Raw genomic sequence first — 26,266 nt, 5'->3', positions numbered from 1 at the left:
TGTCGAGTGAGGAATGGGCGACATGCCTGAGTTCGAGTACACCGATCTGCTCCCCATGGGAGAGGACACCACCCCGTACCGGCTGGTGACCTCCGAGGGTGTCTCCACCTTCGAGGCCGACGGGCGCACGTTCCTCAAGGTGGAGCCGGAGGCGCTGCGCAAGCTCGCCGCCGAGGCCATCCACGACATCCAGCACTATCTGCGCCCGGCCCACCTGGCGCAGCTGCGCCGGATCATCGACGACCCCGAGGCGTCGGGCAACGACAAGTTCGTCGCCCTGGACCTGCTGAAGAACGCGAACATCGCGGCCGCCGGTGTGCTGCCCATGTGCCAGGACACGGGTACGGCGATCGTGATGGGCAAGCGCGGGCAGAACGTCCTCACGGAGGGCGGCGACGAGGCAGCCCTCTCGCGCGGCATCTACGACGCCTACCTGAACCTCAACCTGCGTTACTCGCAGATGGCTCCGCTCACCATGTGGGAGGAGAAGAACACCGGCTCCAACCTCCCGGCCCAGATCGAGCTGTACGCGACGGACGGCGGCGCGTACAAGTTCCTGTTCATGGCCAAGGGTGGTGGCTCGGCCAACAAGTCGTTCCTGTACCAGGAGACGAAGGCCGTCCTGAACGAGGCCTCCATGATGAAGTTCCTGGAGGCGAAGATCCGTTCGCTGGGCACGGCCGCCTGCCCGCCGTACCACCTCGCGATCGTGGTGGGTGGTACGAGCGCCGAGTACGCGCTGAAGACCGCCAAGTACGCCTCCGCGCACTACCTGGACGAGATCCCGGCCGAGGGGTCGCCGCTCGGGCACGGGTTCCGGGACAAGGAGCTGGAGGAGAAGGTCTTCGAGCTGACGCAGAAGATCGGGATCGGCGCGCAGTTCGGCGGCAAGTACTTCTGCCATGACGTACGGGTCGTCCGGCTGCCCCGGCACGGCGCGTCCTGCCCGGTCGCGATCGCCGTGTCCTGCTCGGCCGACCGGCAGGCCGTCGCGAAGATCACCGCCGAGGGTGTGTTCCTGGAGCAGTTGGAGACGGACCCGGCGCGGTTCCTGCCGGAGACGACCGACGAGCACCTCGACGAGTCGTCGGACGTCGTGCGCATCGACCTCAACCAGCCGATGGACGACATCCTCGCCGAGCTGACCAAGTACCCGGTGAAGACGCGGCTTTCGCTTTCCGGCCCGCTGGTCGTGGCCCGTGACATCGCGCACGCCAAGATCAAGGAGCGGCTGGACGCGGGCGAGGAGATGCCGCAGTACCTGAAGGACCACCCGGTGTACTACGCGGGTCCGGCGAAGACTCCCGCGGGGTACGCGTCGGGTTCGTTCGGTCCGACGACGGCCGGCCGGATGGACTCGTACGTGGAGCAGTTCCAGGCGGCGGGCGGTTCCAAGGTGATGCTGGCGAAGGGCAACCGCTCGCAGCAGGTCACGGACGCGTGCGGGTCGCACGGCGGCTTCTACCTCGGCTCGATCGGCGGGCCCGCGGCCCGGCTCGCGCAGGACTGCATCAAGAAGGTCGAGGTCGTCGAGTACGAGGAGCTCGGCATGGAGGCCGTCTGGAAGATCGAGGTCGAGGACTTCCCCGCGTTCATCGTCGTCGACGACAAGGGCAACGACTTCTTCAAGGACCCGGCGCCGGCGCCGACGTTCACGAGCATTCCGGTGCGGGGGCCTGGGCTGGCGTAAGCGACGCTGTTCGACGGGCGCCCCCACCTGCGCATTGCGGGTGGGGGCGGTGTCGTTCGCGGCAGCGGGACCCCCGGGGTCGCACCACAGCACTTGCGGATGACGACGACACGCGTCGTCGGCGGCGTCCGACTCGCGCCGGACGGTGGCGCTGGGCTCGTCAACGACCGTGCCGATCGCCGCGTACGCCACCGGCGCGCACGCTTCGTCCTCCGTCGTCACGTACTCCTGCTCGACGGTCGTGGCGGGATCGGTGACCTTGTGCCCCTTGACGTCCCCGTGCTTCAGCGCGACCTTCTCCAGCTCCGCCGCAGTCAGGGCCGACGCCTTGCTCGCCTCGGCTGCCGCCTTGCTCTCCTCGGCTGCCGCCTCGGAACCGCCCTTGCCGGCCGGGTACCGCCGGAGTCCGAGCAACCGGCCACGAGGGCCGGCGACAGTGCGGCTGCACCCGCGAGAACCCGCCAGGACCTGCGGAGGCGCAGGGCGAGAAGGAGCGAGGCGGCTGACACCGACCGCCGAGCCCCCTACCTGCGGCTCTTCCTCCTGGCGGCCCGTCAGGTGTGCGGCCGGGGTGACCACTCGATTCCCTTTTGCAACATTCATTGACCGCAGACCGCTTGCTACCTAATGTCTCGTCAGGCACTTGACGTCAAAGGTTCAAGTAAAATTCGGGAAGGGGTAACCGGATTGAAACGGACACTTCAGACTGGTCTGGTATCGGGGTGCGCGGCCATGGCCGTCTTCGCGGGAGCTCCCGCCGCCAACGCGAATTGGGAGTCCCGGATCGTCGGTTGGTACTTCGAGGACGAGTCCCGCCGCTGGACCGATCAGGACTACTCGCAGGTGCACTTCATCACCTGCTCGTCGTCAGGACCCAGCGTCAGCACGGAGATAAGACTCTGGCGGGTGGTCAACAACAGTCCCGACATCGGGTACGACCGCAAGGTGTTCAGCGAGTGCTTCACGTGGTACGACGGTGACGAAACCAGCACCGGCGTGTGGCACAACCTGCCCTACAGCAGAGCCGACTACGTGGACGACGAATACATCGGCGGCTACTACTTCAGCATCCGAGGAGTTGACGGCTACCAGGCGGACGGACCGTCCCTGAACGTGGACAGAGTCGTTCAGGACACCACTGCTGCCGATGGCTAGCAGCCGAGAACAATGACTTGCCGCAGCTCATCTCCGAGGCGGTCCGGAATGCTGTTCCGGGCCGCCCGGCCACTCTGAATCAGGACGCCGGTGAGATTCCTAACAAGTCTGCGCAGCAGCTCCGCGCTGCGTATCTCCCCCTTTGCCATCGGCATAGTGCTCTTCTACTATTTCGACAACCACATTTCGCTCCTCCCGAACCATGGGTACGCGCCCACGGTCGTGGTGAATGCGATCGGGCCCATATGCGCCCTGGCCTACGCCGTCACGGCCACGATGGCGGTCTGGGAGATGGGGCGTCTCAAGGAGGGCCGCGTCTGGGACTCCCCCATCGTGCGCACACGACTCCGGGTGGCGATCAATGCCGGTGTTCCGATTCTCCTGGTCTCCGGGTTGATGCTGGCGCTGCCTGCCGCTCTGGCCTTCGTTCAGACCGGTGTCCGACCCACGGTCAGCAGTCTCGTCCTCCTCGGTCAGCAGCTGTTGATCTGCGTGGCCTACATCGCGATCGGGTACGGAGTCGGCTTCTGGACCCCTCGCCTCATATCGGCCCCCATCCTGGGAGGGCTCGTCTACTACTTCGTGGCCTTTTCGGTAGCCGGCTATTCGTACGCCTGGCGTCACCTCGTGGGCTACTTCTTCGAGCCACTCATGTTCGGGGAGCTCCCCACACGTAACGCCTTGCTCGCTCCCCTTGTCCTCATCGGGGCCGTCGCCGTTGCGTCGACGCTCATCTGGATCTCACCGCGTCATCTGATGCTGCGGTGCTGCGTCGCAGCCGGAATCGCGGTCGCGGGAGTGCCGGCCGCCTACTCCATGGTGCAGAGTTGGGGTGCCAGTACGCCGGTTGTCACCGGCGCTGCTCCCGTGGTCTGCACGGGGAAGTCGCCAGAGGTCTGCATGCCGGAGATCTCCGCGGCGAAGCTGGATTTCGTCCACACTCAGGCGGTATCGGTCGCACGAGAGCTGAAGGTGGCCGGAATCAGCGAGACACCGAGACTGATCACCGATCGATTGTCCGACGGCCGGCATCAGAGATCGTCGACCGACGCCGTGTGGCGAGCACAGTTGACCGCCGGCGTGACGCGTGGAGACGTGCGGTACCAGATCGCCTTGTCCTCCTTGCATTTCCCTTGCGCGGGACCCGACCAGGTGATCGTCCACACCGCGTCGCTGTGGGTCGCCACCACGGCAGGTGAAGGCCCGGCCTATGAGAAGCTCCTTGATCGATGGGCGGCGCGGGCCGACTCGAATGCGGCGGCTGTGGCGGAGATCAAGAAGCAGGCGCGAGAGGCCCGGGCCGAATCGCGGGACAAGCAGCAGGCCTGGTACGAGAAACTACTTGCCGATGCCTGCGAGGAAGCGCCATGACATGGTGGTTCAAGGTCAGACGGGCACATTCGGTTCTGGCCGCTTCACTTGTGGGGTACGGCATCCTCCTGATCATGACGGACGACGTCACAGCGGATCTTCCGTCACTCGGCCTGGGGAACATCATTCCGGCGCGGCTTGTTCTGCTCGCCCCCATACCACTGACCACCGGACTCTTCTTCTGTCTTGAATCCCGCCTGGAACACCAGGAAGGAACGTCGGTCCGCCCGGTACGGGCACTGGACATGTACTTGATCCTTTCGTCGGCATTCCTTGCTTTTGCCCTGGCGGCCCTGCTCGAGATGACCGGCGGATCTCACCACTCCCTGGCGGCCGCCCGAAATGTGCTGTTCTTCGTCGGTCTGCTGCTCATCTTCAGGCCCGTACTGGGGCAGGGGACGTCCGTGCTCCCGATGGCCTGGGTCTGCGTCGTCTTTCTCACCGGATACAGGTCGCCGAGGGATCCGTACCCCTGGTCGATCATTCCCGAGCCGCTGGGTGCAGTCCATGCGTGGATCGGCGCCTTGGGCGCCTTCGGCCTGGGTACCCTCTTCCACTTCTTCGTTTCTTCCAGGAGGGGCTTGTGAGCATTGTCCTCAGCAATTGCACCTACGCTTACCGACGATGGCGCGCCCCGGTCTTCGAGGACTTGAACTATGCGCTTCCCGAAGGCCTGACCATCCTGCTCGGCCCCAATGGTGCCGGAAAATCGACGCTCCTCAAGCTGGCTTCAGGGGCTGTGCGTCCGCGATCTGGCACCGTATCCCTCGGTTCGCTTCGCTCGACCCGGACGGAGTACCTGCGATCGGTTTCCTGGATGCCGCAGAACATCGTTGCCCTCTCGGGGCTCACGGCCCGTGAATACGTGGCGTACTGCGGTTGGCTCAAAGGGATGAGCAAAACTGCCGCGTGGGAAAAAGCAGCCGCTTCCTTGACGCGCGTCGAATTGGAGAAAGTGGCGCAGCGGAGGACCAGTCAGCTCTCCGGTGGGCAGTTGCGCCGCGTCGGGCTGGCATGTGCCCTGGTGCACGATGCGCAGGTGATCCTGATGGATGAACCCACGGCCGGCATGGACCCGCGTCAGAGGCGGGTTTTCCGGAATATCCTCAACGATCTGTCCCAGGACGTCCGTGTCCTGATGTCCACGCACGACGTCACGGACCTGGCCGAAGAGGCCGACCACGTCACCGTCATGAACCACGGCCGGATTCTCCTGGAGGGATCGACCAAGGACTTCCTGTCCTACAAGGCGTCGGACGCCGCCCGTGAGCGAGCGGCCGAATCGGCCTACACGGAGATCCTGGCGCGAGACGAAGGCAGTCCGGCGCTGTATGAGCCGACGACCGGGTACATCACGTAGTCCAGACGGGTACGTCGCTGCCGCTGCCGGGAACACTCCCGCCCCCGGCAGCGCTGTACCCGGCATGAGTGACTACCGCGTCGAACACGACTCCATGGGCGAGGTCCGAGTGCCGGCGGACGCCAAGTGGCGGGCCCAGACACAGCGGGCGGTGGAGAACTTCCCGATCTCGGGTCAGCGGATCGAGCGCGCCCATATCGAGGCCCTGGCCCGGATCAAGGGCGCCGCCGCGAAGGTGAACGCCGAACTGGGCGTGGTCGACAAGGACATCGCCGAGGCGATCCAGGACGTGGCCGCGGAGGTCGCGGAGGGGCGCTGGGACGAGCACTTCCCGGTGGACGTGTTCCAGACCGGGTCCGGGACGTCGTCGAACATGAACACCAACGAGGTCATCGCCACGCTCGCGAGCGAGCGGCTCGGCCGGGACGTGCATCCGAACGACCACGTCAACGCCTCGCAGTCGTCCAATGATGTCTTCCCCTCCTCCCTCCACATCGCCGCCACCGCCGCCGTCACGCGTGATCTGATCCCCGCCCTGGAGCATCTGTCCTCGGCCCTGGAGCGCAAGTCCGAGGAATTCGCCGACGTCGTGAAGTCCGGTCGTACGCATCTCATGGACGCCACACCGGTCACTCTCGGCCAGGAGTTCGGCGGGTACGCCGCCCAAGTGCGCTATGGCATCGAGCGGCTGGAGGCCTCGCTCCCCCGGCTCGCCGAACTCCCCTTGGGCGGTACGGCCGTCGGGACCGGGATCAACACACCGCCCGGGTTCTCCGCCGCCGTCATCGCGGAGGTCGCGCGGGTCACCGGGCTGCCGCTGACCGAGGCGCGGAACCACTTCGAGGCGCAGGGGGCGCGGGACGGGATCGTGGAGACGTCCGGGCAGCTCCGTACGATCGCCGTGTCCCTCACCAAGATCGCCAACGATCTGCGGTGGATGGCGTCCGGACCGCGCACCGGCCTCGCGGAGATCAGCCTGCCCGACCTCCAGCCCGGTTCGTCGATCATGCCCGGCAAGGTCAACCCGGTGATCCCGGAGGCCGTGCTCATGGTCGCCGCGCAGGTCACGGGGAACGACGTCACGGTCACCACGGCGGGCGCCTCCGGCAACTTCGAGCTCAACGTCATGCTGCCGGTCATCGCCAAGAACGTCCTGGAGTCCGTCCGGTTGCTCGCCAACGTCTCGCGACTGCTCGCCGACCGGACCGTGGACGGGATCGTCGCCCACCGGGAACGGGCCCGCGAGTACGCCGAGTCCTCGCCGTCGGTGGTCACCCCGCTCAACAAGTACATCGGGTACGAGGAAGCCGCGAAGGTCGCCAAGAAGGCGCTGGCCGAACGGAAGACCATTCGGGAGGTCGTCCTGGGGAGCGGGTACGTGGAGCGCGGCGATCTCACCTTGGAGCAGCTCGACGAGGCCCTGGATGTCCTGCGGATGACGCGGCCGTGACCCGACGGCGAGTTTCAGCCTTGTCAGATGACACTCGGGTAACCGATTCTCGCCAGGGCGTGAACCGTGACCGGTACCGCAGCGTCATATGCGCATGACACCTAATATCTGCGCATGGGAGACGACCGAGTGGTGAGACGAGTGGAAGCGGGCGGATCGACGGCGTTCTGGGAGCCCGGCAGTCAGATCCTGTGGCGCTACCGGGAGAACGGCGGCGAACGCTTCCATATCGCGCGCCCCGTCACGGTCGTACGCGACGACGAGGATCTGCTGGCCGTGTGGATGGCGCCCGGCACCGAGTGTGTACGGCCCGTGCTCGCGGACGGCACCTCGCTCAACTCGGAACCGCTCACATCCCGGTACAAGAAGCCACGGAGCGTACGACTCGGCCGCTGGTCCGGCACCGGGGTGCTGAAGCTGGCGCGGCCGGGCGAGCCCTGGTCGGTGTGGCTGTTCTGGGAGCCGGGTTGGCGTTTCAAGAACTGGTACGTCAATCTGGAGACGCCGCTGGCCCGTTGGGACGGCGGTGTGGACTCCGAGGATCATTTCCTCGACATCTGCGTGTATCCGGACCGGTCCTGGAACTGGCTCGACGAGGACGAGTTCGCACAGGCTCAGCAGGACGGCCTGATGGACGCTTCTGCGGCCGAGCGGGTGCGGGAGGCGGGGCGGTCGGCGGTGGAGGTGATCCGCGCGTGGGGCCCGCCGTTCTCGGACAGCTGGCAGCACTGGCGCCCGAATCCGGCGTGGGGAGTACCGTCTCTCCCGGACGACTGGGACCGTACGCCCGCGCACTTGTCCTCATGAGACCCTTGATGCGCCCCCGGTCCGCAACCGTAGGATCGTCCTCCGCAAGAGTTCACAGGGGCAACTCCCGCAGTTCGGACAGGGCTTGACCGTACGTCACCGAGGGGCGGCAAGACGTGATCAAGGGGTACGAGGGTTACACCGGGATGAGCCGGAGACGGCCTGACGGACGGGCAGTACTGCCGTTCGGCGAGCCCACCGGTACCGTGTGTGGCACAGGAACTGCCTCTGACCACGCGGGAATTCCGTTCCCAGGACACGTAATCCGGGTATCGGCCTTTCTGCGGGACGAAGTATCGGGTTTGCGGGACGCACTGCGCGCACCACGCGCAGTCCCGGACGGATGGATTCGACACGCGTGACGGAGCACCCCACCTCCCACGAGCGCCCTCAGAGCGGCGCCGGCCCCACGGATCCCCGCGGGGCGCTCCTGCGTACCCAGGAGCCGTTGCGAACCACGCCCGCCGCGGCCTTACCCACACAGGCACGCATGGGTGACGCGCCGGCCGAGCCGGGCACCGCGGCCTCGTGCGCGAAGAGCGGACAGGCCCCTTCGGAGCACGCCCAGCCGGCGCTCTCCGAGCACTCCCAGCCCGCGGCCACCGAGCCCGACCCGCATCGCCCTCGGCCCACGCCGGAGACCATCCCGGCGCAGCCCGGCGGCGAGCCGGACCGGTCGGCCGGTACCGGCGGTCTGGAGCGGCGCAGCGGGCAGGGAGTGCCGCCGGGCGCCCCCATGCCCATGCGGCGGGACGGCGACCGGCTGCGCTTCGTGGGTGCCGCAACCCGGCGGATCGCCCGCGGCATCGACCTGGACGAGATCGTGATGGGTCTGTGCCGGGCCACCGTGCCGACGTTCTCGGACGCGATCCTCGTGTATCTGCGCGAGCCGCTGCCGGTCGGCGACGAGCGGCCCACCGGGCCCATGGTGCTGCGCCTGCGCCGCACCGACCGGATCCCCGAGGAGCGGGACACCGAGGGCGGTTTCATGCCCGTGCTCCAGCCCGAGCAGCCCGTCGATCTGGCGGTGGTCACCGCCGAGCAGTGCGAGGTGCGGCCCGGCGGGGCGCTCGCCGAGGTGCTGCGGGGCGTACGGCCGGTCTTCGCGGACGCGCCCGCCGCGCACGACGCGCTGCCCGAACTGCTCGGGCCGGACGCCGAACTGACCGTGCCGACCGGCCAGCGGGCGATCCTCGCACCGCTGCGCGGCCGACGCCGGGTGATCGGGGCGGCGGTCTTCCTGCGCCGCCCGGAGCGGATGGCGTTCGAGCAGGACGACCTGCTGGTCGCCGCCCAGCTCGCCACGCACAGCGCGCTCGGCATCGACAAGGCGGTGCTGTACGGCCGCGAGGCGTACATCGCCGACGAGTTGCAGCGCACGATGCTGCCGGAGGCGCTGCCGCGCTGCACCGGCGTACGGCTCGCGCACCGGTATCTGCCGGCCGCCGAGACGGCGCGGGTCGGCGGCGACTGGTACGACGCGATCCCCCTGCCGGGCAGCCGGGTCGCCCTCGTGGTGGGTGACGTCATGGGGCACTCGATGACGTCCGCCGCGATCATGGGGCAGCTGCGGACGACCGCGCAGACGCTGGCAGGACTGGATCTGCCGCCGCAGGAGGTGCTGCACCACCTCGACGAGCAGGCTCAGCGGCTGGGTACGGACCGTATGGCGACGTGCTTGTACGCCGTGTACGACCCGGTCTCGCATCGGATCACCATCGCCAACGCCGGGCATCCGCCGCCGGTGCTGCTGCATCTGGGCGGGCGTGCCGAGGTGCTGCGGGTGCCGCCGGGTGCGCCGATCGGTGTGGGCGGGGTGGACTTCGAGGCGGTGGAGCTGGACGCGCCGGCCGGTGGCACGTTGTTGCTGTACACCGACGGGCTCGTGGAGTCCCGGCTCCGGGATGTGTGGACCGGGATAGAGCAGTTGCGGGAGAAGCTGGCCGCGACCGCGCAGTTGACCGGGCCGGATCATCCGCCGCCGCTGGAAGCGCTGTGCGACGAGGTGCTCGACATGCTCGGCCCGGGGGACCGGGACGACGACATCGCGCTGCTCGCCGCGCGGTTCGATGGGATCGCTCCCAGCGATGTCGCGTACTGGTTCCTGGAGCCGGAGGAGATGGCTCCGGGGCGTGCGCGGCGGCTGGCTCGGCATGCGCTGTCCCGCTGGGGTCTTGAGGATTTGACCGACTCCGTCGAGCTGCTCATCAGTGAGGTCGTCACCAATGCGGTGCGGTATGCGACGCGGCCGGTGACGTTGCGGTTGCTGCGGACCGATGTACTGCGGTGTGAGGTGACCGATGACGTGCCTCAGCTGCCTCGGCTCCGGCAGGCCCGGGCGACGGACGAGGGGGGCCGTGGGCTCTACCTGGTCAATCGGCTGGCCAAGCGGTGGGGGGCTACTCGGTTGAGTGCGGGGAAGGTTGTCTGGTTCGAGTTGAATCAGGCGTGAGAGTGCCGATCAGGGCTCGGGGCTGACTGTGCGTTGCGGGCTGCGGGTTCTTGGTGGCTGATCGCGCAGTTCCCCGCGCCCCTTAAGGGCGCGAAGGGCGCCCGGTGAACACCGGGCGCCCTTCCTTGTGCGCTGGAGGCGCTAATCGTCCGCCTGTGGATCGTTGGGATCCGTCGGTAGTTCGATGTCGCCGTCGTCGCTCGGGGTCTCCTCCGGTGTCGTCTCCGGAGTCTCCTCGGGGGTCGTCTCCGGTGTCGTCTCCGGGGTGGTTTCCGGTGTTGTCTCCGGTGTCGTCTCCGGGGTTTCCTCCGGTGTCGTCTCCGGGGTGGTCTCCGGGGTCAGGCTCGGGGTCGGGGACTCCGTGGGCTCCACCGCGGCGCCCTGGGTGGTCTCCAGCTCGAACTCGGTGGTCTTGCCCATGACGCCGAAGGTGTAGGTGGCCCAGATCTGGGCCGGGAAACCACCGCCGTTGACGCGGGGGACGCCGGCGGCCTTGTACATCGAGACGTGCTTGCCGTTCTTGGTCATGTCCTCGCCGAAGAGGCCGACGGAGGTCACGAGGTTCGGCGTGTAGCCGGTGAACCAGGCGGAGCGGTTCTCGTCGGAGGTACCCGTCTTGCCGGCGACCTGCTGGCCGTCGCGGTCGGGGTTGTCGCGGACGGACGTCTTGGCCGTACCGTCGTCGACCACGCCGGTGAGGACCGAGGTGACCGTGTCGGCGGCCTCCTGGCTGATGACCCGCTCGCCGATCGGATCGGCGATGGTGACCGCGCCGGCCCGGTGCTCGGCCGAGGCGAGGATGGTCGGGGTGACCTTCTTGCCGTGGTTGTCGAGGGTGGCGTAGATACCGGCCATCTCCAGCGGGCTCGCGCCCATGGAGCCGAGGGTCTGGGCGGGTACCGCCTCCATGTCCTCGGTGTCCATGCCCAGCTTGTTCGCGACCTCCATGACCTTCTCCATCCCGACGTCCACGCCCATCTGGGCGAAGACGGAGTTGATGGACTTGTTCATGGCGGTCTGCACGGTGACGTCGCCGTAGTCGACGTTGTCCTCGTTCGGCGGCTTGAACCCGACCTTGGTGCCGTTGTCGACGACCTCGTGCCCGCTGTCACCGTCGTAGATGGTGTTCGCGGTGATCGGGTCGCCGTCCTGGGTCTCGGCGCCCTCGTCCACCGCCGCGGCGAGGATCACCGGTTTGAAGGTGGAGGCGGGCTGGTAGTCCCGGCGCGTGGCGTTGTTCTGGTAGTGCTTGACGTAGTCGACGCCGCCGTACATGGCGAGGACCTTGCCGGTCTTCGGGTCGACCGAGACCGCGCCGGCCTGGATGTGCGCGTCGACCTTGCGCTTCTTGGGGTCGAGCTTGCTGGTGAGCCGCTGCTTGACGGCCTTCTCCAACGCCGCCTGCTTCTTCGGGTCGATGTTGAGCTTGACGGTCCAGCCGCCCTTGTCGATGAGCGCTGTGGCCTGCTCACGGTCGGACGCCCTGCCGCTGGCGACGAGCTGGCGGGCCAGCTCCCCGTTGGCGGCCTCCACCAGATAGCCGGTCTGCCCCGCCATGTCGGGTGTGGCCTGCGGCGGCTTCAGCTTCGGGAACTTCATGTCCTTGCGCTCGGAGGCGTCCAGCCACTTCATCTCGACCATGTTGTCCAGGACGTAGTTCCAGCGCGCCATGACCAGCTTCCTGCCGGTCGGGGAGGCGACGGCCAGGTCGTACTGGCTGGGGGCCTGGAGGAGCGCGGCGAGGTACGCGCCCTCCGAGACGGTGAGCTTGTCGGCGTCCTTACGGTAGTACGCCTGGGCCGCGGCCTGGATGCCCGAGGCGCCCCGGCCGTAGTAGCTGGTGTTGATGTAGCCCGCGAGGATGTAGTCCTTGGACTCGTTGCGTTCCAGCTTCAGGGAGATGACCAGCTCCTTGAGCTTGCGGGTCACCGTCTGGTCCGAGGTCAGGTAGTAGTTCTTGACGTACTGCTGAGTGATCGTGGAGCCACCCTGCTTGCCCTTGCCGGACAGGGTGTTGATCAGACCGCGGGTCATGCCCTTGAAGTCGACACCGGGGTCCGTGTAGAAGGTCTTGTTCTCGGCGGCGACGAAGGTCCGCTGGACGCCCGGGGGGACCTTGTCGAGACCGACGATCTCGCGAGCGGTGGTGCCCTTGCCCGTACGCGCGAGGATCTTGCCGTTCTTGTACTCGTAGACGTTGCTTTCCTTGGTCGCGTCCGGGTTCCCCTCGGGGATCTCGATCATCAGGTACAGCACGACGAACGCGCCCATGACGAGCAGGCAGAGCCCGAAGAACGTGCCCAGGATCTTCTTCCAGGTGAAGAGGCGGCGTATGCCGCTCTTCTTCTTTTTGGCACCGCCCTTGGCGCCGCCCTTGGCCGCGGCTCTGGCCGCCGCCCGGCCGCCGCCGCCCTCGGGCGAGCCTATGACCGTCGTCGTCGCCCCTGCTTCCGCCCCGCCCCCGGACGAGCGCTTGGGCGCCGCGCGGCGACCGCCGCGCTGCCGCGCTCGTCTTTCTTCCGCTCGCCCCATGGCTCCGGTCCGCTCCGCATTCTGCTCGGTCTCATACGTCACTCAGGTCTATGTCAGCTCAGCAAGCTAACACCGAGCGCTGTGACAAAGGGGAGCCCATCCGCTCCCTCGCGGCGTGACAATGCGCACGCGAGACGCCTGCCCATAGAGCTCATCCCACCGGAACGGACGTTCCAACAGGGCCGATGGTTGCCCCACCAGAACCGTGAGTTGTCGCCGACCTCGGTGACAGAACCGTGACAATCGCCTCTGACCTGCGGCGCCTCCACGCCCGGCACCGACCTATACACGGCATGTATACGTGCGGTGTATACCCCGTGTGTACAGTCGTGCTCATGTCCATCGGTCACACCCTCCTGGGACTCCTGGAGTCCGGGCCCCGACACGGTTACGACCTGAAGCGGGCCTTCGACGAGAAATTCGGTCACGACCGGCCACTGCACTACGGCCAGGTCTACTCGACGATGTCGCGCCTGCTGAAGAACGGCCTCGTCGAGGTCGACGGCATCGAGCCCGGCGGCGGCCCCGAGCGCAAGCGGTACGCGATCACCGAGGCGGGCATCACCGATGTCCAGCGGTGGCTCGCGACGCCCGAGAAGCCCGAGCCGTATCTGCAGTCGACCCTCTACACGAAGGTCGTCCTCGCCCTGCTCACCGACCGGAACGCGGCCGACATCCTCGACACCCAGCGTTCCGAGCACCTGCGCATGATGCGCATCCTCACCGACCGCAAGCGCAAGGGCGACCTGGCCGACCAGTTGATCTGCGACCACGCCCTGTTCCATCTGGAGGCCGATCTGCGATGGCTGGAGCTGACCGCCGCCCGACTGGGCAAGCTGGCCGAGGCGGTGGTCCGGTGATGACCCCCGCCGGCTCCCTGCTCGTCGCGACCGATCTGCGCAAGTCGTACGGGCCCACCACCGCGCTGGACGGCGCCGAGTTCTCCATCCACCCCGGCGAGGTCGTCGCGGTGATGGGCCCCTCCGGCTCCGGCAAGTCGACCTTGCTGCACTGCCTCGCCGGGATCGTGCCGCCCGACTCGGGCTCGATCACGTACAACGGCCGTGAGATGGCCACCATGAACGACGCCCAGCGCAGCGCGCTGAGGCGCAGCGAGTTCGGGTTCGTCTTCCAGTTCGGGCAGCTCGTGCCGGAGCTGACCTGTGTGGAGAACGTGGCGCTGCCGCTCAGGCTGAACGGCGCCTCCCGCAAGGAGTCCGAGAAGACCGCGCTCGGCTGGATGGAGCGCCTGGAGGTCGACGACCTCGCCCGCAAGCGCCCCAGTGAGGTCTCCGGCGGTCAGGGACAGCGGGTCGCCGTCTCCCGGGCGCTGGTCACCAACCCCCGGGTGCTGTTCGCGGACGAGCCCACCGGCGCGCTCGACTCGCTCAACGGCGAGCGGGTGATGGAGCTGCTCACCGAGGCCGCCCGGTCCACCAACGCGGCCGTCGTCCTCGTCACGCACGAGGCGCGGGTGGCCGCGTACTCCGACCGGGAGATCGTCGTGCGGGACGGCAGGTCGCGGGACATGGAGCGCGTCGTATGAGCTCTCCTGTCGTCCGCCAGTGGTACCGGGACCTGGCGATGGGGGTCCGGTTCACCTTCACCGGGGGCCGTGAGGGCTGGGTGCGCGCCCTGCTCACCGCGGTCGGCGTCGGCCTCGGCGTGGCGCTGTTGCTGCTCACCACGGCGATACCGAACGCGATGGCCACGCGGGGGGCCCGGGAGGAGGCCCGGCAGGACCGGGGGATCGGCTACTTCGAGGACCAGACAGGGTCCGGGCCGACCGACAAGAGCCTGGTCGTCGCGGACACGGACACCGAGTACCAGAACAGGGAGATCCGGGGACGGCTGCTCGAACCCGAGGGCCCGGACGCGCCACTGCCGCCGGGGGTCGGGAAGTTCCCCGCGCCGGGCGAGATGGTCGTCTCCCCCGCCCTCGCCGAACTGCTGAAGTCCGGCGCCGGAGGCCTGCTGCGCGACCGGCTGCCGTACGACACGGTGGGCACCATCGGCGAGGCCGGACTGATCGGCTCGGGCGAACTCGCCTACTACGCCGGCGCCGACGGGCTCGCCCAGCGGATCGACGGCTCGGTGGTGGCCCGGATCGACCGGTTCGGGACGTCCCCGATCGATCAGCCGGAGGAGGAGGTGGACCCGGTCCTGCTGCTGCTCACGCTGGTCGTCTTCGTGGTGCTGCTGATGCCGGTCGCCGTCTTCATCGCCACGGCCGTACGGTTCGGCGGCGAGCGGCGCGACCGCAGGCTGGCGGCGCTGCGGCTGGTCGGCTCCGACGGGCGGATGACGCGCCGGATCGCGGCGGGCGAGGCGCTCGCGGGTGCCGTGCTGGGGCTGCTCTTCGGCACCGGGTTCTTCCTGCTCGGCAGGGAGATCGCCGGTTCGGTCGAGGTGTTCGACATCAGCGTGTTCCCGAGCTACCTCAACCCCTCCCCCGGCCTCGCCCTGCTGGTGGCGCTCGCGGTCCCGGCGGCCGCCGTCGCCGTCACCCTCTTCGCGCTGCGCGGCGTCGTCATCGAACCGCTCGGCGTGGTCCGCACGGCCAGGCCCGCGCGGCGCAGGCTCTGGTGGCGGCTGCTGCCGCCGCTCGGCGGTCTCGCCATGCTCTACCCGATGCTCGGCCAGGGGTCGGAGAACGGGGAGTTCAACGAGTACATGGTGACCGGCGGTGTCGTCCTGCTGCTCATCGGCATCACGGCGCTGCTGCCCTGGGTCGTCGAGGCGTTCGTCGCCCGGCTGGGCTCCGGTGCGGTCTCCTGGCAACTGGCCGTCCGCAGGCTTCAGTTGAGCAGCGGCTCGGCGGCCCGCATGGTCAACGGCATCGCGGTGGCGGTGGCCGGCGCGGTCGCCCTGCAGATGCTGTTCGCCGGGATCGAGGGCCGGTACACCAGGTCGACCGGGCTGGACACCACCCGCGCCCAGATGGAGCTCGCCCTGCCGGAGGACAGCTCGGTGAGCGCCGTCGGCGAGAAGCTGAAGCGGGCCAAGGGCGCGGAGACCGTCTCGGCGCTGTCCACCGTGACGGTCGCCGACCGCGCCAAGGACCCGCAGGACACCACTGAACTGACCGTCGGCGACTGCGCCGCGCTGCGCGAGGTCGCGACGCTCCCCTCGTGCCGCGACGGCGATGTCTTCAGGCTGGAGATCTCGGTCGACCCGGTCGTGGCGGAGCTCGCCGCCCCCGGCCGCACGCTGTACTTCGACGCGTCCTACAGCGAGGAGTATGCCGGTGGGGAGGATCCCGGCGCCGAGATCGCCTGGAAGGTGCCGGCCGAGGTGAAGAAGGTGTCCGAGCGCTCCGATGCGCTGCGGACCGGGATGGCGGGGCTGATGGCCACCCCGGGCGCCCTGCCCGCCAAGACGGAGCCCCTGCTCTACGGCACCGTCTACGTACGGACGGACCCGACGGTTCCGAACGCACTCGACGAGGTGCGCAACGCGGCCGTGGCGATCGACCCGCTCATCAGGACCTGGGAGTGGCAGTCGACCAGGCGGTCGGACCAGTTCGCGGACATCCGCACCGGTCTGCTGGTCGGCGCGAGCGCCGTACTCGTCCTCATCGGCGCGAGCCTCCTCGTCTCCCAGCTCGAACAGCTCCGCGAGCGCAGGAAGCTGCTGTCGGCGCTGGTCGCCTTCGGCACCCGGCGCCGCACGCTGGGCCTGTCCGTGCTGTGGCAGACGGCGATCCCGATCACGCTGGGCCTCGTCCTCGCCTTGGCGGTCGGTCTGACCCTGGGCGCGGTCCTGCTGAGGATGACGAACGTCGAGGTGGCCGTGGACTGGCCGAGCGTGCTGTCGATGACCGGCATCGGCGCGGGAGTCGTCGTCCTGGTCACGGCACTGAGCATGCCGCCGCTGCTGCGGATGATGCGCCCGGAGGGGCTCCGCACGGAGTAGGCCTTGGCCGCAGTGCTCAACGGCCGCAGCGCTTCCCGAAGCGCTGCGGCCACTCCTCGTGGACACTGGACCCCGTCAAACCGCTCGCCGGGGAGTGAACCGCCATGTCGCTCGACGCACTCAGGTCCGCGATACCGGACTACGCCAGGGACCTCCGCCGCAACCTGGGCTCCGTCCTCGACGACTCCGGCCTGTCGGCGCAGCAGCTGTGGGGCACCGTGCTGGCCACGGCGATCGCCTCACGCTCGGCGGTCGTGGTGCGCGAGCTGGCGCCGGAGGCCAGGGCCAACCTGTCGCCCGAGGCGTACACCGCGGCGAAGACCGCGGCCGCGGTCATGGCGATGACCAACGTCTTCCACCGCACCCGGCATCTGCTGTCGGACCACGAGTACGGCAAGCTGCGGGCCGGGCTGCGGATGAACGTCCTCGGGAACCCCGGGGTCGACAAGATCGACTTCGAGCTGTGGTCGTTCGCCGTGTCCGCGATCAACGCGTGCGGGTTGTGTCTCGACTCCCATGAGCAGGCGCTCCGCAAGGCGGGGGTGGGGCGGGAGACCGTGCAGGAAGCGATCAGGATCGCGGCGGTGATCCAGGCGGTGGGGGTCACGTTGGAGGCGGAGGCGATTCTCGGCGACCAGGCCGGGAGTCTGCCAGGGGCTGCGCCCCTGGGACCCGCCTGAGAGGTCGGGAGGTCGGGAGGTCGGGAAGTCGGGGTCATAGGGCGGCCACGGGTCGGTTGTGGTTGGTCGCCCCCACGCGGCGGGCCGCATATCGATACGGCCCCGCGCCCCGGAAGGGCCTGCGGCCCGGAAGGCCCCGCGACCCTTCAGAAATCCAGTCGCGCGTCCTCCCCTCCCTCGGGAAAATCCGTCCCCATGACCTCCCTCCACTCCCGCACCTTCGAAGATCTCGTCGCCGAAGCCGACGCCGTACCCACCGAGGGGTGGGACTTCTCGTGGTTCGAGGGGCGGGCCACGGAGGCTCGGCCGTCGTGGGGGTATGCGCGGTCGATGGGTCAGCGGCTGGGGCGGGCCTCGGCGGCACTGGACATCCAGACCGGCGGCGGGGAGGTGCTCGACTCCGCTCCACGTTTTCCGCCGGTCACCGTGGCCACGGAGGGGTGGCCGCCGAACGTCGCGAAGGCGACCGCTCTGCTGCATCCGCGGGGCGCGGTGGTCGTGGCCACTCCGCAGGACGCGCCGCTGCCGTTCGCGGACGGGGCGTTCGACCTGGTCACCAGCAGGCACCCGGTCCAGGCCCACTGGTCGGAGATCGCCCGCGTGCTCAAGCCCGGCGGCACGTACTTCGCCCAGCACGTCGGCCCGAGCAGCGTCTTCGAGCTGGTCGAGCACTTCACCGGCCCGCTCCCGGAGGAGACCCGCAGCGGCCGCCACCCGGACCGCGAACGCGCCGGCGCCGAGGCCGCCGGGCTGGAGATCGTGGACCTGCGGGCCGAGCGGCTGCGGATGGAGTTCCACGACATCGGCGCGGTCGTGCACTTCCTGAAGAAGGTCGTCTGGATGGTGCCCGGCTTCACCGTCGACGCGTACCTCCCCGAGCTCCGCTCCCTGCACGAGCGGATCGAGAACGAGGGCCCCTTCGTCGCCCACAGCTCCCGCCACCTCTTCGAGGCCCGCAAGCCGACAGCCATGTGACGCACTCCCGAGTGCGGGCCGGCCGTAACCTTCCCGATCGCCAACCCGGTCTCCGCGTCGAGCACTTCACCCACCCGTTCGGCCCACTCCCCCAGCTCCCGTTCCTGCCCGGCGGACAGGCGCCCCAGCGGTTCCACCGTGACCGTCGTACGCCGTCCCCGGCACCGCTGGTGCCAGACGCCGTCCACGAGACCCCGTCGACGAGGAGCAGGGGGGTGCTTTGCCCGCCTGCCTGCCGGTGAGCCGTACGTCCGGGACGAACCGGCTGCCGCCGGACGGGATCGAGGTCGGATCCTGTCCTCCATGCCGGTTTCCACATCGTTATCGCCTACGGCTTGGCTTCCACCGCCGCTCTCACATAGGTTCAGACCAAGGCAATTCGCGTGAGCAAAGCTGCGCGACACGGCATCGCGCGGCGGAGGGGGCTGCGCGGCGCCGTGCACCCCCCAGTCGGCGTCAAGTGCGCGTCCCGCCGCCACTTCACCCGAACGGGGGCGCCAGACCCCCTCTTCGCGACAGTCGCACAAGGATGCGCAAACCCCACAATCCCACCAGGATCCCTCCGTTCCCCTTGGAATCCGTCGCGATCCGGCCATGATCACCCCCGATCGCGCCCTGAATGAACGCTTCCGCAGCTACCCTCGCGCTGTCGTCCGACTCCGGAGAGTAGTTGTGGCACGCCGATGCGCGCAGCATCACTCACAAAGGGTTATGGTGGAAACCCCCCCTCGGGCCGGTCCGTCTCCCCCCCACGGACCGGCCCGTTTTTTTCTGCACGGAGACGGCTCCTCTCCAAGAGGGCAAGCCACACTCTTCAAGGGGCACGGGGCCGTATGGATGTGCAGCTCCGCCGCGTGGGCGCGACCAGGCCCACAGCCCCGCAGCGACCCACGAACGGCCGGGCCCCGGGCCCACCCCAACCCCGCACACCCCTTGGCGGAGTTGGCCTCCAGCCCCGGTAGGCTCTGCCAACCAAGGGGACCGTCACCGCACCGGAGGGGCTGGAACACGTGAACCTGCGCGACACACTGCGCGGCCTGCTGGTCAGGGTCTACGCACGCAGGGTCGAGGGCCACCTCGACCACGCCCAGGTGCCCAAGCACATCGGCGTCATCATGGACGGCAACCGGCGCTGGGCGAAGGCCGCGGGCTCCACGACCGCGCAGGGACACCGGGCCGGGGCACACAAGATCGAGGAATTCCTCGGCTGGTGCACCGAGACGGACGTGAAGGTCGTCACCCTCTGGCTGTTCTCCACGGACAACTTCGGCCGCCCCCAGGAAGAGCTGGTCCCCCTCTTCGGGATCATCGAGGACGTCGTCCGCACCCTCGCCGCCGACGGCCGCTGGCGGGTGCACCACGTGGGCACCCTGGACCAGCTGCCCGGGCAGCTGCAGACCGCGCTGAAGGAGTCCGAGGAGTCCACCGCGGACGTCGACGGGATACTGGTCAACGTCGCCATCGGGTACGGCGGCCGCCAGGAGATCGCCGACGCCGTACGGTCGATGGTCCAGGACGCGCACGACAAGGGCACCACGATGGAGGAGCTCGCCGAGAAGGTCTCCGTCGACCTCATCGGCAGCCATCTCTACACCGGCGACCAGCCCGACCCGGATCTGGTGATCCGTACGAGCGGCGAGCAGCGGCTGTCCGGATTCATGCTCTGGCAGACCGCGCACTCCGAGTACTACTTCTGCGACGTGTTCTGGCCGGCCTTCCGGAAGGTCGACTTCCTGCGCGCCCTGCGTGACTACGCTGCGCGACACCGGCGTTACGGAGGCTGAAACTCCGTAACCCGCCGGTATGCCACCGGGACGGAAGTAACCAGGAGTTCATCGGGGCGCCGTCGTACCGCTTGGCATGGTGGCGCATGTTCGAGGGCATAAGGCAGTCAGGTCGACGCCCGAACCACGGGTGTCGGATCTCAGCGGGCGGCTCGGGGCCGTCCGCCCGGGAGGCCCTTTGCACCAGCCCGATCGTGCGGTCACAGCACGGACGAAGCAGCGGAGGGCCGGTCACCGGCCCGTGCAACGGCGCCGACGACCGGCCCAGTTCGAACCCGTCGCTCCCCGACCTCATCCGAGGGGGTACGTCCTTCCGTGGTGACCAGCACAAAGCGCCGTATGCCAGACCGGCGCACCTACGTCCTCGACACCAGCGTCCTGCTGGCCGACCCGAATGCTTTGAGCCGCTTCGACGAGCACGAAGTCGTGCTTCCGATCGTCGTGGTCACTGAGCTGGAGGCGAAGAGGCACCATCCCGAACTCGGCTACTTCGCCCGGCAGGCCCTACGCCTGCTCGACGAGTTCCGGGTCCGGCACGGCCGCCTCGACGCCCCCATCCCGATCGGGGAGCTCGGCGGCACCGTGAGGGTCGAGCTCAACCACTCGGATCCCAGCGTGCTGCCCAGCGGCTACCGCCTGGGGGACAACGACTCCCGCATCCTCGCGGTCGCCCGCAATCTGCAGGCCGAGGGCTTCGACGTCACCGTGGTGTCGAAGGACCTGCCCCTGAGGATCAAGGCGTCGTCCGTGGGCCTCCTCGCCGAGGAGTACCGCGCGGAGTTGGCCATCACGGACGCCTCCGGGTGGACCGGGATGTCCGAGCTGACGCTGCCGGGCGAGCAGGTGGACATCCTGTTCGAGGAGGGGACCGTCTACGTCCCCGAGGCGAGCGAGCTCCCCGTGCACACGGGTCTGACGATCCAGTCGGAGCGCGGCAAGGCGCTCGGCCGGGTCACGCCCGACGGGAACATCCGTCTCGTGCGGGGCGACCGGGAGGCCTTCGGTATCAAGGGCCGCAGCGCGGAGCAGCGCATCGCGCTGGATCTGCTGCTCGACCCGGACGTGGGCATCCTGTCGATGGGCGGCCGGGCCGGCACCGGGAAGTCGGCGCTCGCGCTGTGCGCGGGACTGGAGGCGGTGCTCGAACGCCGTCAGCACCAGAAGGTGATGGTCTTCCGGCCGCTGTACGCGGTGGGCGGGCAGGAGCTCGGCTATCTGCCCGGCTCCGAGTCCGAGAAGATGAGCCCCTGGGCGCAGGCGGTCTTCGACACGCTCTCCGCGGTCACCAGCCGTGAGGTCATCGAGGAGATCACCGCCCGCGGGATGCTGGAGGTGCTGCCGCTCACGCACATCCGCGGCCGTTCCCTGCACGACGCGTTCGTGATCGTGGACGAGGCGCAGTCGCTGGAGCGGAACGTCCTGCTGACCGTGCTGTCCCGGATCGGCGCGAACTCGCGTGTGGTCCTGACCCACGACGTGGCCCAGCGCGACAACCTGCGCGTCGGTCGCTACGACGGTGTCGTCGCCGTGGTCGAGAAGCTGAAGGGCCATCCGCTCTTCGCCCACGTCACGCTGACGAGGTCCGAACGGTCCCAGATCGCGGCCCTGGTGACCGAAATGCTGGAGGACGGGCAGATCTAGCAGTTCTGATAGGTATGACAGGTCTGATCCGATCCTGACCGATTTGGTCAACTTCGGCGGACCGTCGACCCCTTGGCGCCGTCCGGCAAAGGCGATAAGCCTAGCCGGGCGGCGCCTCGGCATGTGCGGCTTTCCTTGAATCCCCTGCGTCAAACGAGGTGTGAGCTTTCACACGTGGCACTGAATTGCCTCGCGGCGTCGGGTTACGGCAGAGTCTCATTCCTGTCAGGCCCCGCATACGACACACCTGTACCCCCAGCGGTACGGAACATCAGTGGCACCAGGTCAACTCCATAGCGTTGTCGTATGCCGCCCGAGTACCTCGCGGCGCTCCCGGCAAGGGAGTTGCCCACCGGGCCCGCGCCTCCGTGACCCCGCAGTTGGGAGGCCAGCGTCAGGGGCACGATTGCGTCCGCCAGGGTCACCGAGGCGGGCGATGCTGGAAGGAAACCGTGTGAGCCGGATTTCGGTCCGGGGATTCGCAGTGGCCTCGGCCACCGCGGTCACCGCAGTCGGCAGTGTCGTCGGAGTCGCCTCGGGCAGCACCGCACAGACGACCACTGACGACGCCGAGGCGGTCGCGAACGACACCACGTTGCTCGCCGACATACCCGTGGGCCAGCAGGCCCAGGTCCAGACCGCATCCCTGACTGCACAGGCCGACGCCCAGGCCATCGCCGCCGACGCGAGCGCCCGCAAGGACGCCGAGGAGACCGCCCGTAAGAAGGCGGCCCAGGACGCGATCGACAAGCAGAAGGCGGCGGAGAAGGCCGAGCAGGAGCGCAAGGCGAAGGAAGAGGCCGAGGCGAAGTCCGAGGCCGCCGGTTCGCTCGGTGACGCCCCCGTCCAGAGCTCGTACACCATCGCCGAGATCCAGGCGATGGCGAAGGCCGTCGTGGCGAGCGACCAGTGGACGTGCTTCAGCAACATCGTGAACCACGAGTCCACCTGGAACTACCAGGCCGTCAACCCGTCCTCGGGTGCCTACGGTCTCTTCCAGGCGCTGCCCGCCGGCAAGTACGCGTCCGCCGGTGCCGACTGGCGGACCAACCCGGCCACGCAGATCAAGTGGGGCCTCAACTACATGGACCAGCGCTACGGCAGCCCCTGTGAGGCCTGGGCGTTCTGGCAGGCCAACCAGTGGTACTAGGCCCGCCGGGCGTCGGGTCCCCACCGCCCGGCCGCTCAACCTTCCGAAGCCCTCCACCGTCCTTTGGTGGGGGGCTTCGGCCATGTACGGTCGGAGCCGCCGAGAGGAATCGCGGCCTCCGGGAGGAGTAGTGACCGGCAGGGACGACGGGGGAAGAGGACGGATGATGTCGCGGGTTCCCGGATGGCTCGGCCGGCTCGGTGCCGGGCTGAGCGGGTGGGGCGAGCGGTTGGAGCGCCGCCGGGCGGAGATCGAGTCGGAGTCCGAGCGCTCCGACGACCGGGACATCGCCGGGAGCGTCCGTGACGCCGACAACGGCTCCGGTGGCTCAGGGGACTCACGCGACTCCGAGGACGCCACCGGGGCCGAAGCCGGGAGCGGGGCCGAAGGCGAAGCCGCTGCGGGCGGCTCTCCGGGCTCCCCCACAGGGGGTCGGCGCCAGACGTCCACCCCGGTTCTCTACTCCCGCCCCGACCCCGCGTCCGCCGTGCCCTGGGGCATGCGGGTCGCGGCCGAGGCCGGGTGGCGGCTGCTCGTTCTCGCGGGCACCGTCTGGGTGTTGATGCGGATCATCAGCTCCGTACAGCTGCTGGTGCTGTCGTTCACCACCGCGCTGCTCGTCACCGCCATTCTCCAGCCGACGGTGGCACGGCTGACCCGGATCGGCGTACCGCGCGGCCTCGCCACCGCCCTGACCGCCGTCCTCGGCTTCGTCATCATGGGGCTGATCGGCTGGTTCGTCACCTGGCAGGTCATGGAGAACGTCGACGACCTCTCCGACCAGGTCCAGGACGGTATCGACGAGTTGCGGCGCTGGCTGCTCGACAGCCCGTTCCATGTCACCGAGAACCAGATCAACGACATCGCCCAGAACCTCCGCGAGGCGATCAGCGACAACACGGACACGATCACCTCGGCCGGCCTGGAGGGCGTGACCGTCATCGTCGAGGCGCTCACCGGCATCCTGCTGACGATGTTCTCCACGCTCTTCCTGCTGTACGACGGCAAGCGGATCTGGCAGTGGACCCTGAAACTGGTGCCGGAGGCGGCCCGGCCTGGTGTCTCCGCGGCCGGGCCTCGGGCCTGGCAGACGTTGACGGCGTATGTGCGCGGCACGGTGGTAGTGGCGCTGATCGACGCGATCTTCATCGGCCTGGGTATCTATTTCCTGGACGTGCCGATGGCCGTTCCGCTCGCCGTGTTCATCTTCCTGTTCGCCTTCATCCCGCTGGTGGGTGCGGTCGTCTCGGGCGCGCTGGCAGTGGTCGTGGCGCTGGTGACGCAGGGCGTCTTCGCGGCCGTCATGACGCTGGCCGTCGTGCTCGCGGTCCAGCAGATCGAGGGGCACATCCTCCAGCCGTTCATCCTCGGGCGCGCCGTACGGGTGCATCCCCTCGCCGTCGTCCTGTCGGTCGCCGCGGGCGGCATGGTCGCGGGGATCGGGGGCGCGGTGGTGGCGGTGCCGCTGGTCGCGGTCACGAACACGGTCGTGGGGTCGTTGCGGGCGTACGCGGACGAGGTCCAGCGGGAACGGATGAAGGCCGGCGGCGGCTGAGAAGGGCACTGGTGCTGCCCCGCGGAAGGTGGCTGCGGCCACCACGGCGACCCGCGGCGGTGGCCCGTAGACACGAGGCCGACCAGACCGCTTCGCGTCGGGCAGAGCTGCCGGGCCACCGGTGGCGAACCGGCCCCGCCACTTGCGCACGGTGTTGACGCTGCCCTTCAACTCGCGTGCGACGGCGACGTTGGCCGGCCCGTCGGCCCGCCGCGAGGACGATCTTCGCCCGCAGAACCTGCCGGACCTGCCGGACCTGCCGGACCTGCGCGGTCACGGACGCGGCCGGCCGCCCAAGGCGCGCTCGCACCGGCTCGGCAAGTTCCACCACAACCGCCGCCGGAATCGCCTTGGTGCGCAGGGCATAGGACTCTCCTGGCTGCGCGGGGCCTGTGTTCCGGGGGCTATGCGAGGGTCGCCGCGAGCGGGGATCTGGGTTCGCGGCCCAGGAGTTGACGCAGGTCACCACCGGTGCGGGACATGAATCCGGCAGCGATGGCGGAGTAGGTACCCACCAGCATCGGCACCTGGAACAGTTCGGCGCCGGAGGCGGCAATGCGCGCGCGGGCCTGGCCGAGTGTCTCCGGCTCATAGGTGACGTGCGGTCCGTGTGCGCGGGCCAGGTCGGCGCCGCCGATGGCCTGCTCGCCGACGAGTTCATAGACGCGTCCCGCATGTACGGGTGCCTCCACCGACACCCGTACCGCGGCGTCGGCCAGATCCGCCCGCGCAACGGCTGCCAGACGGCCCTCGCCGAGCGGGGCGGTAATCCGCCCGTCCTCCGACGGCGCCGCGAGCCCGGCCAGCAACTCCGCGTAGAGACCGTTGCGCAGGATCGTCCAGCCCATGGTGCTCTCCCGGAGCCGCCTCTCAGTCCAGCGGTGCGGCAGCGCGTAAGGGAGGTGATCGCCGTCGGCGGTCAGGCTCGTATAGACGACATGCCCCACACCGGCCTTCTCCGCGGCGTCGATGGCGGCGCCGTGCCGGGCTATGACGGTGTCGTCCTCGCCGTAGCCCGCGGAGATCAGGACCAGCACATCCACACCGTCGAAGCCCCTGATGAGGGTGCTGTGATCGTCGAAGTCGATGCGGCGGACAGGCAGCACAGCCGGGAGCTGCTGAGGATCGCGCGTTCCAAGGACCGTGTCGTCACGGTCCGCCAGCCGCTCGGCAATCAGCGCGCCCAAGGCGCCGGCAGCTCCCGTAGCCAGGATCATCAGGGTTTTCCCATTCCGGTAGGTTCTCTTCGGTAACCGGGATCATCCTGCGGGTTTGCTTCACGAAGCGTAAGGAGGCACTTCCATGTCAGTAGGGCACACAGGGGTAACCACCGAACCCGTAGTCACCTGCGGCGACGAGCACGAGGACTGCGGGATCCGCGAGGTGCTCGACCGGATCGGGGACAAATGGTCGGTCCTGGTCGTGGTCGAACTGGCCCAGGGCGTACGTCGTTTCCGACAGCTGCAACGCGCCATACCCGGGATCTCGCAGCGGATGCTGACGCTCACTGTGCGTCGGCTGGAACGTGACGGGCTGATCACCCGGACCGTGCACCCGACAGTGCCTCCGCAAGTCGAGTACGAGCTCACGACGATGGGCCACAGCCTCACACATCTGGTGAAAGCCCTCGCGGATTGGTCAGCCGACCACCGCGATGTCATCGCGCGAGCACGCCAAGAATGGGATGCCGTACATCCCGACTCCGGAATCCGCTGACCGAATGGGCTCCAGCACCTTCCGAACGGCCCA

General features: G+C 68.7%; 20 protein-coding genes and 1 pseudogene. 18 read left to right on the top strand and 3 right to left on the bottom strand.

Annotation, left to right across the window (positions count from 1 at the left end; genetic code table 11):
- Window positions 1–22: 22 nt before the first annotated feature.
- The 8 genes from JIX55_RS33045 (at window position 23) to JIX55_RS33010 (ending at window position 10,285) form a co-directional block, all read left to right on the top strand.
- Window positions 23–1,690, top strand: a complete 1,668-nt coding sequence (locus JIX55_RS33045) for a fumarate hydratase (RefSeq protein ID WP_257566883.1) — start codon at window positions 23–25, stop codon at window positions 1,688–1,690.
- A gap of 732 nt (window positions 1,691–2,422) precedes the next feature.
- Window positions 2,423–2,845 carry a hypothetical protein gene (locus tag JIX55_RS33040; protein ID WP_257566882.1) on the top strand — a complete coding sequence of 141 codons (423 nt, stop codon included), beginning with the start codon at window positions 2,423–2,425 and terminating at the stop codon, window positions 2,843–2,845.
- Between the two features lie 156 nt (window positions 2,846–3,001).
- Window positions 3,002–4,216, top strand: coding sequence for a DUF7224 domain-containing protein (locus JIX55_RS33035; RefSeq protein WP_257566881.1), 1,215 nt, complete (start codon window positions 3,002–3,004; stop codon window positions 4,214–4,216).
- A gap of 74 nt (window positions 4,217–4,290) precedes the next feature.
- Window positions 4,291–4,803 carry a hypothetical protein gene (locus JIX55_RS33030; RefSeq protein WP_257566880.1) on the top strand — a complete coding sequence of 171 codons (513 nt, stop codon included), beginning with the start codon at window positions 4,291–4,293 and terminating at the stop codon, window positions 4,801–4,803.
- A complete protein-coding gene (locus JIX55_RS33025; protein ID WP_257566878.1) occupies window positions 4,800–5,576 on the top strand; it encodes an ABC transporter ATP-binding protein in 777 nt (258 codons plus the stop codon). The genes JIX55_RS33030 and JIX55_RS33025 overlap by 4 nt, the downstream gene beginning before the upstream one ends.
- 64 nt (window positions 5,577–5,640) lie before the next feature.
- Window positions 5,641–7,026, top strand: a complete 1,386-nt coding sequence (locus JIX55_RS33020) for a class II fumarate hydratase (protein ID WP_257566876.1) — start codon at window positions 5,641–5,643, stop codon at window positions 7,024–7,026.
- Window positions 7,027–7,140: 114 nt separating this feature from the next.
- On the top strand, window positions 7,141–7,833 hold the full coding sequence (fomD, locus tag JIX55_RS33015; RefSeq protein WP_257566875.1) for a cytidylyl-2-hydroxypropylphosphonate hydrolase: 693 nt from the start codon (window positions 7,141–7,143) through the stop codon (window positions 7,831–7,833).
- A 343-nt stretch (window positions 7,834–8,176) separates the two neighbouring features.
- The gene (locus JIX55_RS33010) at window positions 8,177–10,285 is read left to right on the top strand and encodes an ATP-binding SpoIIE family protein phosphatase (RefSeq protein WP_257566874.1); all 2,109 of its coding nucleotides are present in this window, start codon (window positions 8,177–8,179) and stop codon (window positions 10,283–10,285) included.
- Between the two features lie 141 nt (window positions 10,286–10,426).
- Here JIX55_RS33010 and JIX55_RS33005 read toward each other — a convergent pair whose 3' ends face one another.
- The gene (locus JIX55_RS33005; RefSeq protein WP_257569566.1) at window positions 10,427–12,817 is read right to left on the bottom strand and encodes a transglycosylase domain-containing protein; all 2,391 of its coding nucleotides are present in this window, start codon (window positions 12,815–12,817) and stop codon (window positions 10,427–10,429) included.
- 335 nt (window positions 12,818–13,152) lie between these two features.
- On the opposite strand from JIX55_RS33005, the gene JIX55_RS33000 reads away from it, so the two are divergent.
- From JIX55_RS33000 to JIX55_RS32980, 5 genes are all read left to right on the top strand, one after another.
- The gene (locus tag JIX55_RS33000; RefSeq protein WP_257566873.1) at window positions 13,153–13,677 is read left to right on the top strand and encodes a PadR family transcriptional regulator; all 525 of its coding nucleotides are present in this window, start codon (window positions 13,153–13,155) and stop codon (window positions 13,675–13,677) included.
- The gene (locus JIX55_RS32995; RefSeq protein ID WP_257566872.1) at window positions 13,677–14,363 is read left to right on the top strand and encodes an ABC transporter ATP-binding protein; all 687 of its coding nucleotides are present in this window, start codon (window positions 13,677–13,679) and stop codon (window positions 14,361–14,363) included. Before JIX55_RS33000 ends, JIX55_RS32995 begins: the two co-directional genes overlap by 1 nt.
- Window positions 14,360–16,732: an ABC transporter permease gene (locus JIX55_RS32990; RefSeq protein ID WP_257566871.1), complete on the top strand. Its 2,373-nt coding sequence runs from the start codon at window positions 14,360–14,362 to the stop codon at window positions 16,730–16,732. The genes JIX55_RS32995 and JIX55_RS32990 overlap by 4 nt, the downstream gene beginning before the upstream one ends.
- 104 nt (window positions 16,733–16,836) lie before the next feature.
- Complete coding sequence (locus JIX55_RS32985; RefSeq protein ID WP_257566870.1) at window positions 16,837–17,412, top strand: carboxymuconolactone decarboxylase family protein; 576 nt, start codon at window positions 16,837–16,839, stop codon at window positions 17,410–17,412.
- A 195-nt stretch (window positions 17,413–17,607) separates the two neighbouring features.
- On the top strand, window positions 17,608–18,387 hold the full coding sequence (locus tag JIX55_RS32980; protein WP_257566869.1) for a class I SAM-dependent methyltransferase: 780 nt from the start codon (window positions 17,608–17,610) through the stop codon (window positions 18,385–18,387).
- Between the two features lie 8 nt (window positions 18,388–18,395).
- On the opposite strand, the pseudogene JIX55_RS32975 reads toward JIX55_RS32980, so the two are convergent.
- Window positions 18,396–18,658 (bottom strand): annotated as a pseudogene (locus JIX55_RS32975) (winged helix DNA-binding domain-containing protein); the annotation flags it as partial.
- A gap of 739 nt (window positions 18,659–19,397) precedes the next feature.
- Here JIX55_RS32975 and JIX55_RS32970 point away from each other — a divergent pair.
- The 4 genes from JIX55_RS32970 to JIX55_RS32955 all read left to right on the top strand — a co-directional run bounded on the left by JIX55_RS32970 (window position 19,398) and on the right by JIX55_RS32955 (window position 24,517).
- The gene (locus JIX55_RS32970) at window positions 19,398–20,171 is read left to right on the top strand and encodes an isoprenyl transferase (RefSeq protein ID WP_257566868.1); all 774 of its coding nucleotides are present in this window, start codon (window positions 19,398–19,400) and stop codon (window positions 20,169–20,171) included.
- Window positions 20,172–20,486: 315 nt separating this feature from the next.
- Window positions 20,487–21,812 (top strand): PhoH family protein, encoded by a 1,326-nt coding sequence (locus tag JIX55_RS32965; protein WP_257566867.1) that lies wholly within the window; start codon window positions 20,487–20,489, stop codon window positions 21,810–21,812.
- 436 nt (window positions 21,813–22,248) lie between these two features.
- On the top strand, window positions 22,249–22,962 hold the full coding sequence (locus tag JIX55_RS32960) for a lytic transglycosylase domain-containing protein (RefSeq protein ID WP_257566866.1): 714 nt from the start codon (window positions 22,249–22,251) through the stop codon (window positions 22,960–22,962).
- Window positions 22,963–23,128: 166 nt separating this feature from the next.
- The gene (locus JIX55_RS32955) at window positions 23,129–24,517 is read left to right on the top strand and encodes an AI-2E family transporter (protein ID WP_257569565.1); all 1,389 of its coding nucleotides are present in this window, start codon (window positions 23,129–23,131) and stop codon (window positions 24,515–24,517) included.
- Between the two features lie 404 nt (window positions 24,518–24,921).
- On the opposite strand, the gene JIX55_RS32950 is transcribed toward JIX55_RS32955, so the two are convergent.
- The gene (locus JIX55_RS32950; RefSeq protein ID WP_257566865.1) at window positions 24,922–25,734 is read right to left on the bottom strand and encodes an NAD(P)H-binding protein; all 813 of its coding nucleotides are present in this window, start codon (window positions 25,732–25,734) and stop codon (window positions 24,922–24,924) included.
- An 85-nt stretch (window positions 25,735–25,819) separates the two neighbouring features.
- Here JIX55_RS32950 and JIX55_RS32945 point away from each other — a divergent pair, with 85 nt between their 5' ends.
- Complete coding sequence (locus tag JIX55_RS32945; RefSeq protein ID WP_033329281.1) at window positions 25,820–26,233, top strand: winged helix-turn-helix transcriptional regulator; 414 nt, start codon at window positions 25,820–25,822, stop codon at window positions 26,231–26,233.
- Window positions 26,234–26,266: the final 33 nt, after the last annotated feature.

It is taken from the genome of Streptomyces sp. DSM 40750, from assembly GCF_024612035.1.
Lineage (GTDB): Bacteria > Actinomycetota > Actinomycetes > Streptomycetales > Streptomycetaceae > Streptomyces.
This window is presented reverse-complemented; position numbering and strand designations above follow the sequence as displayed.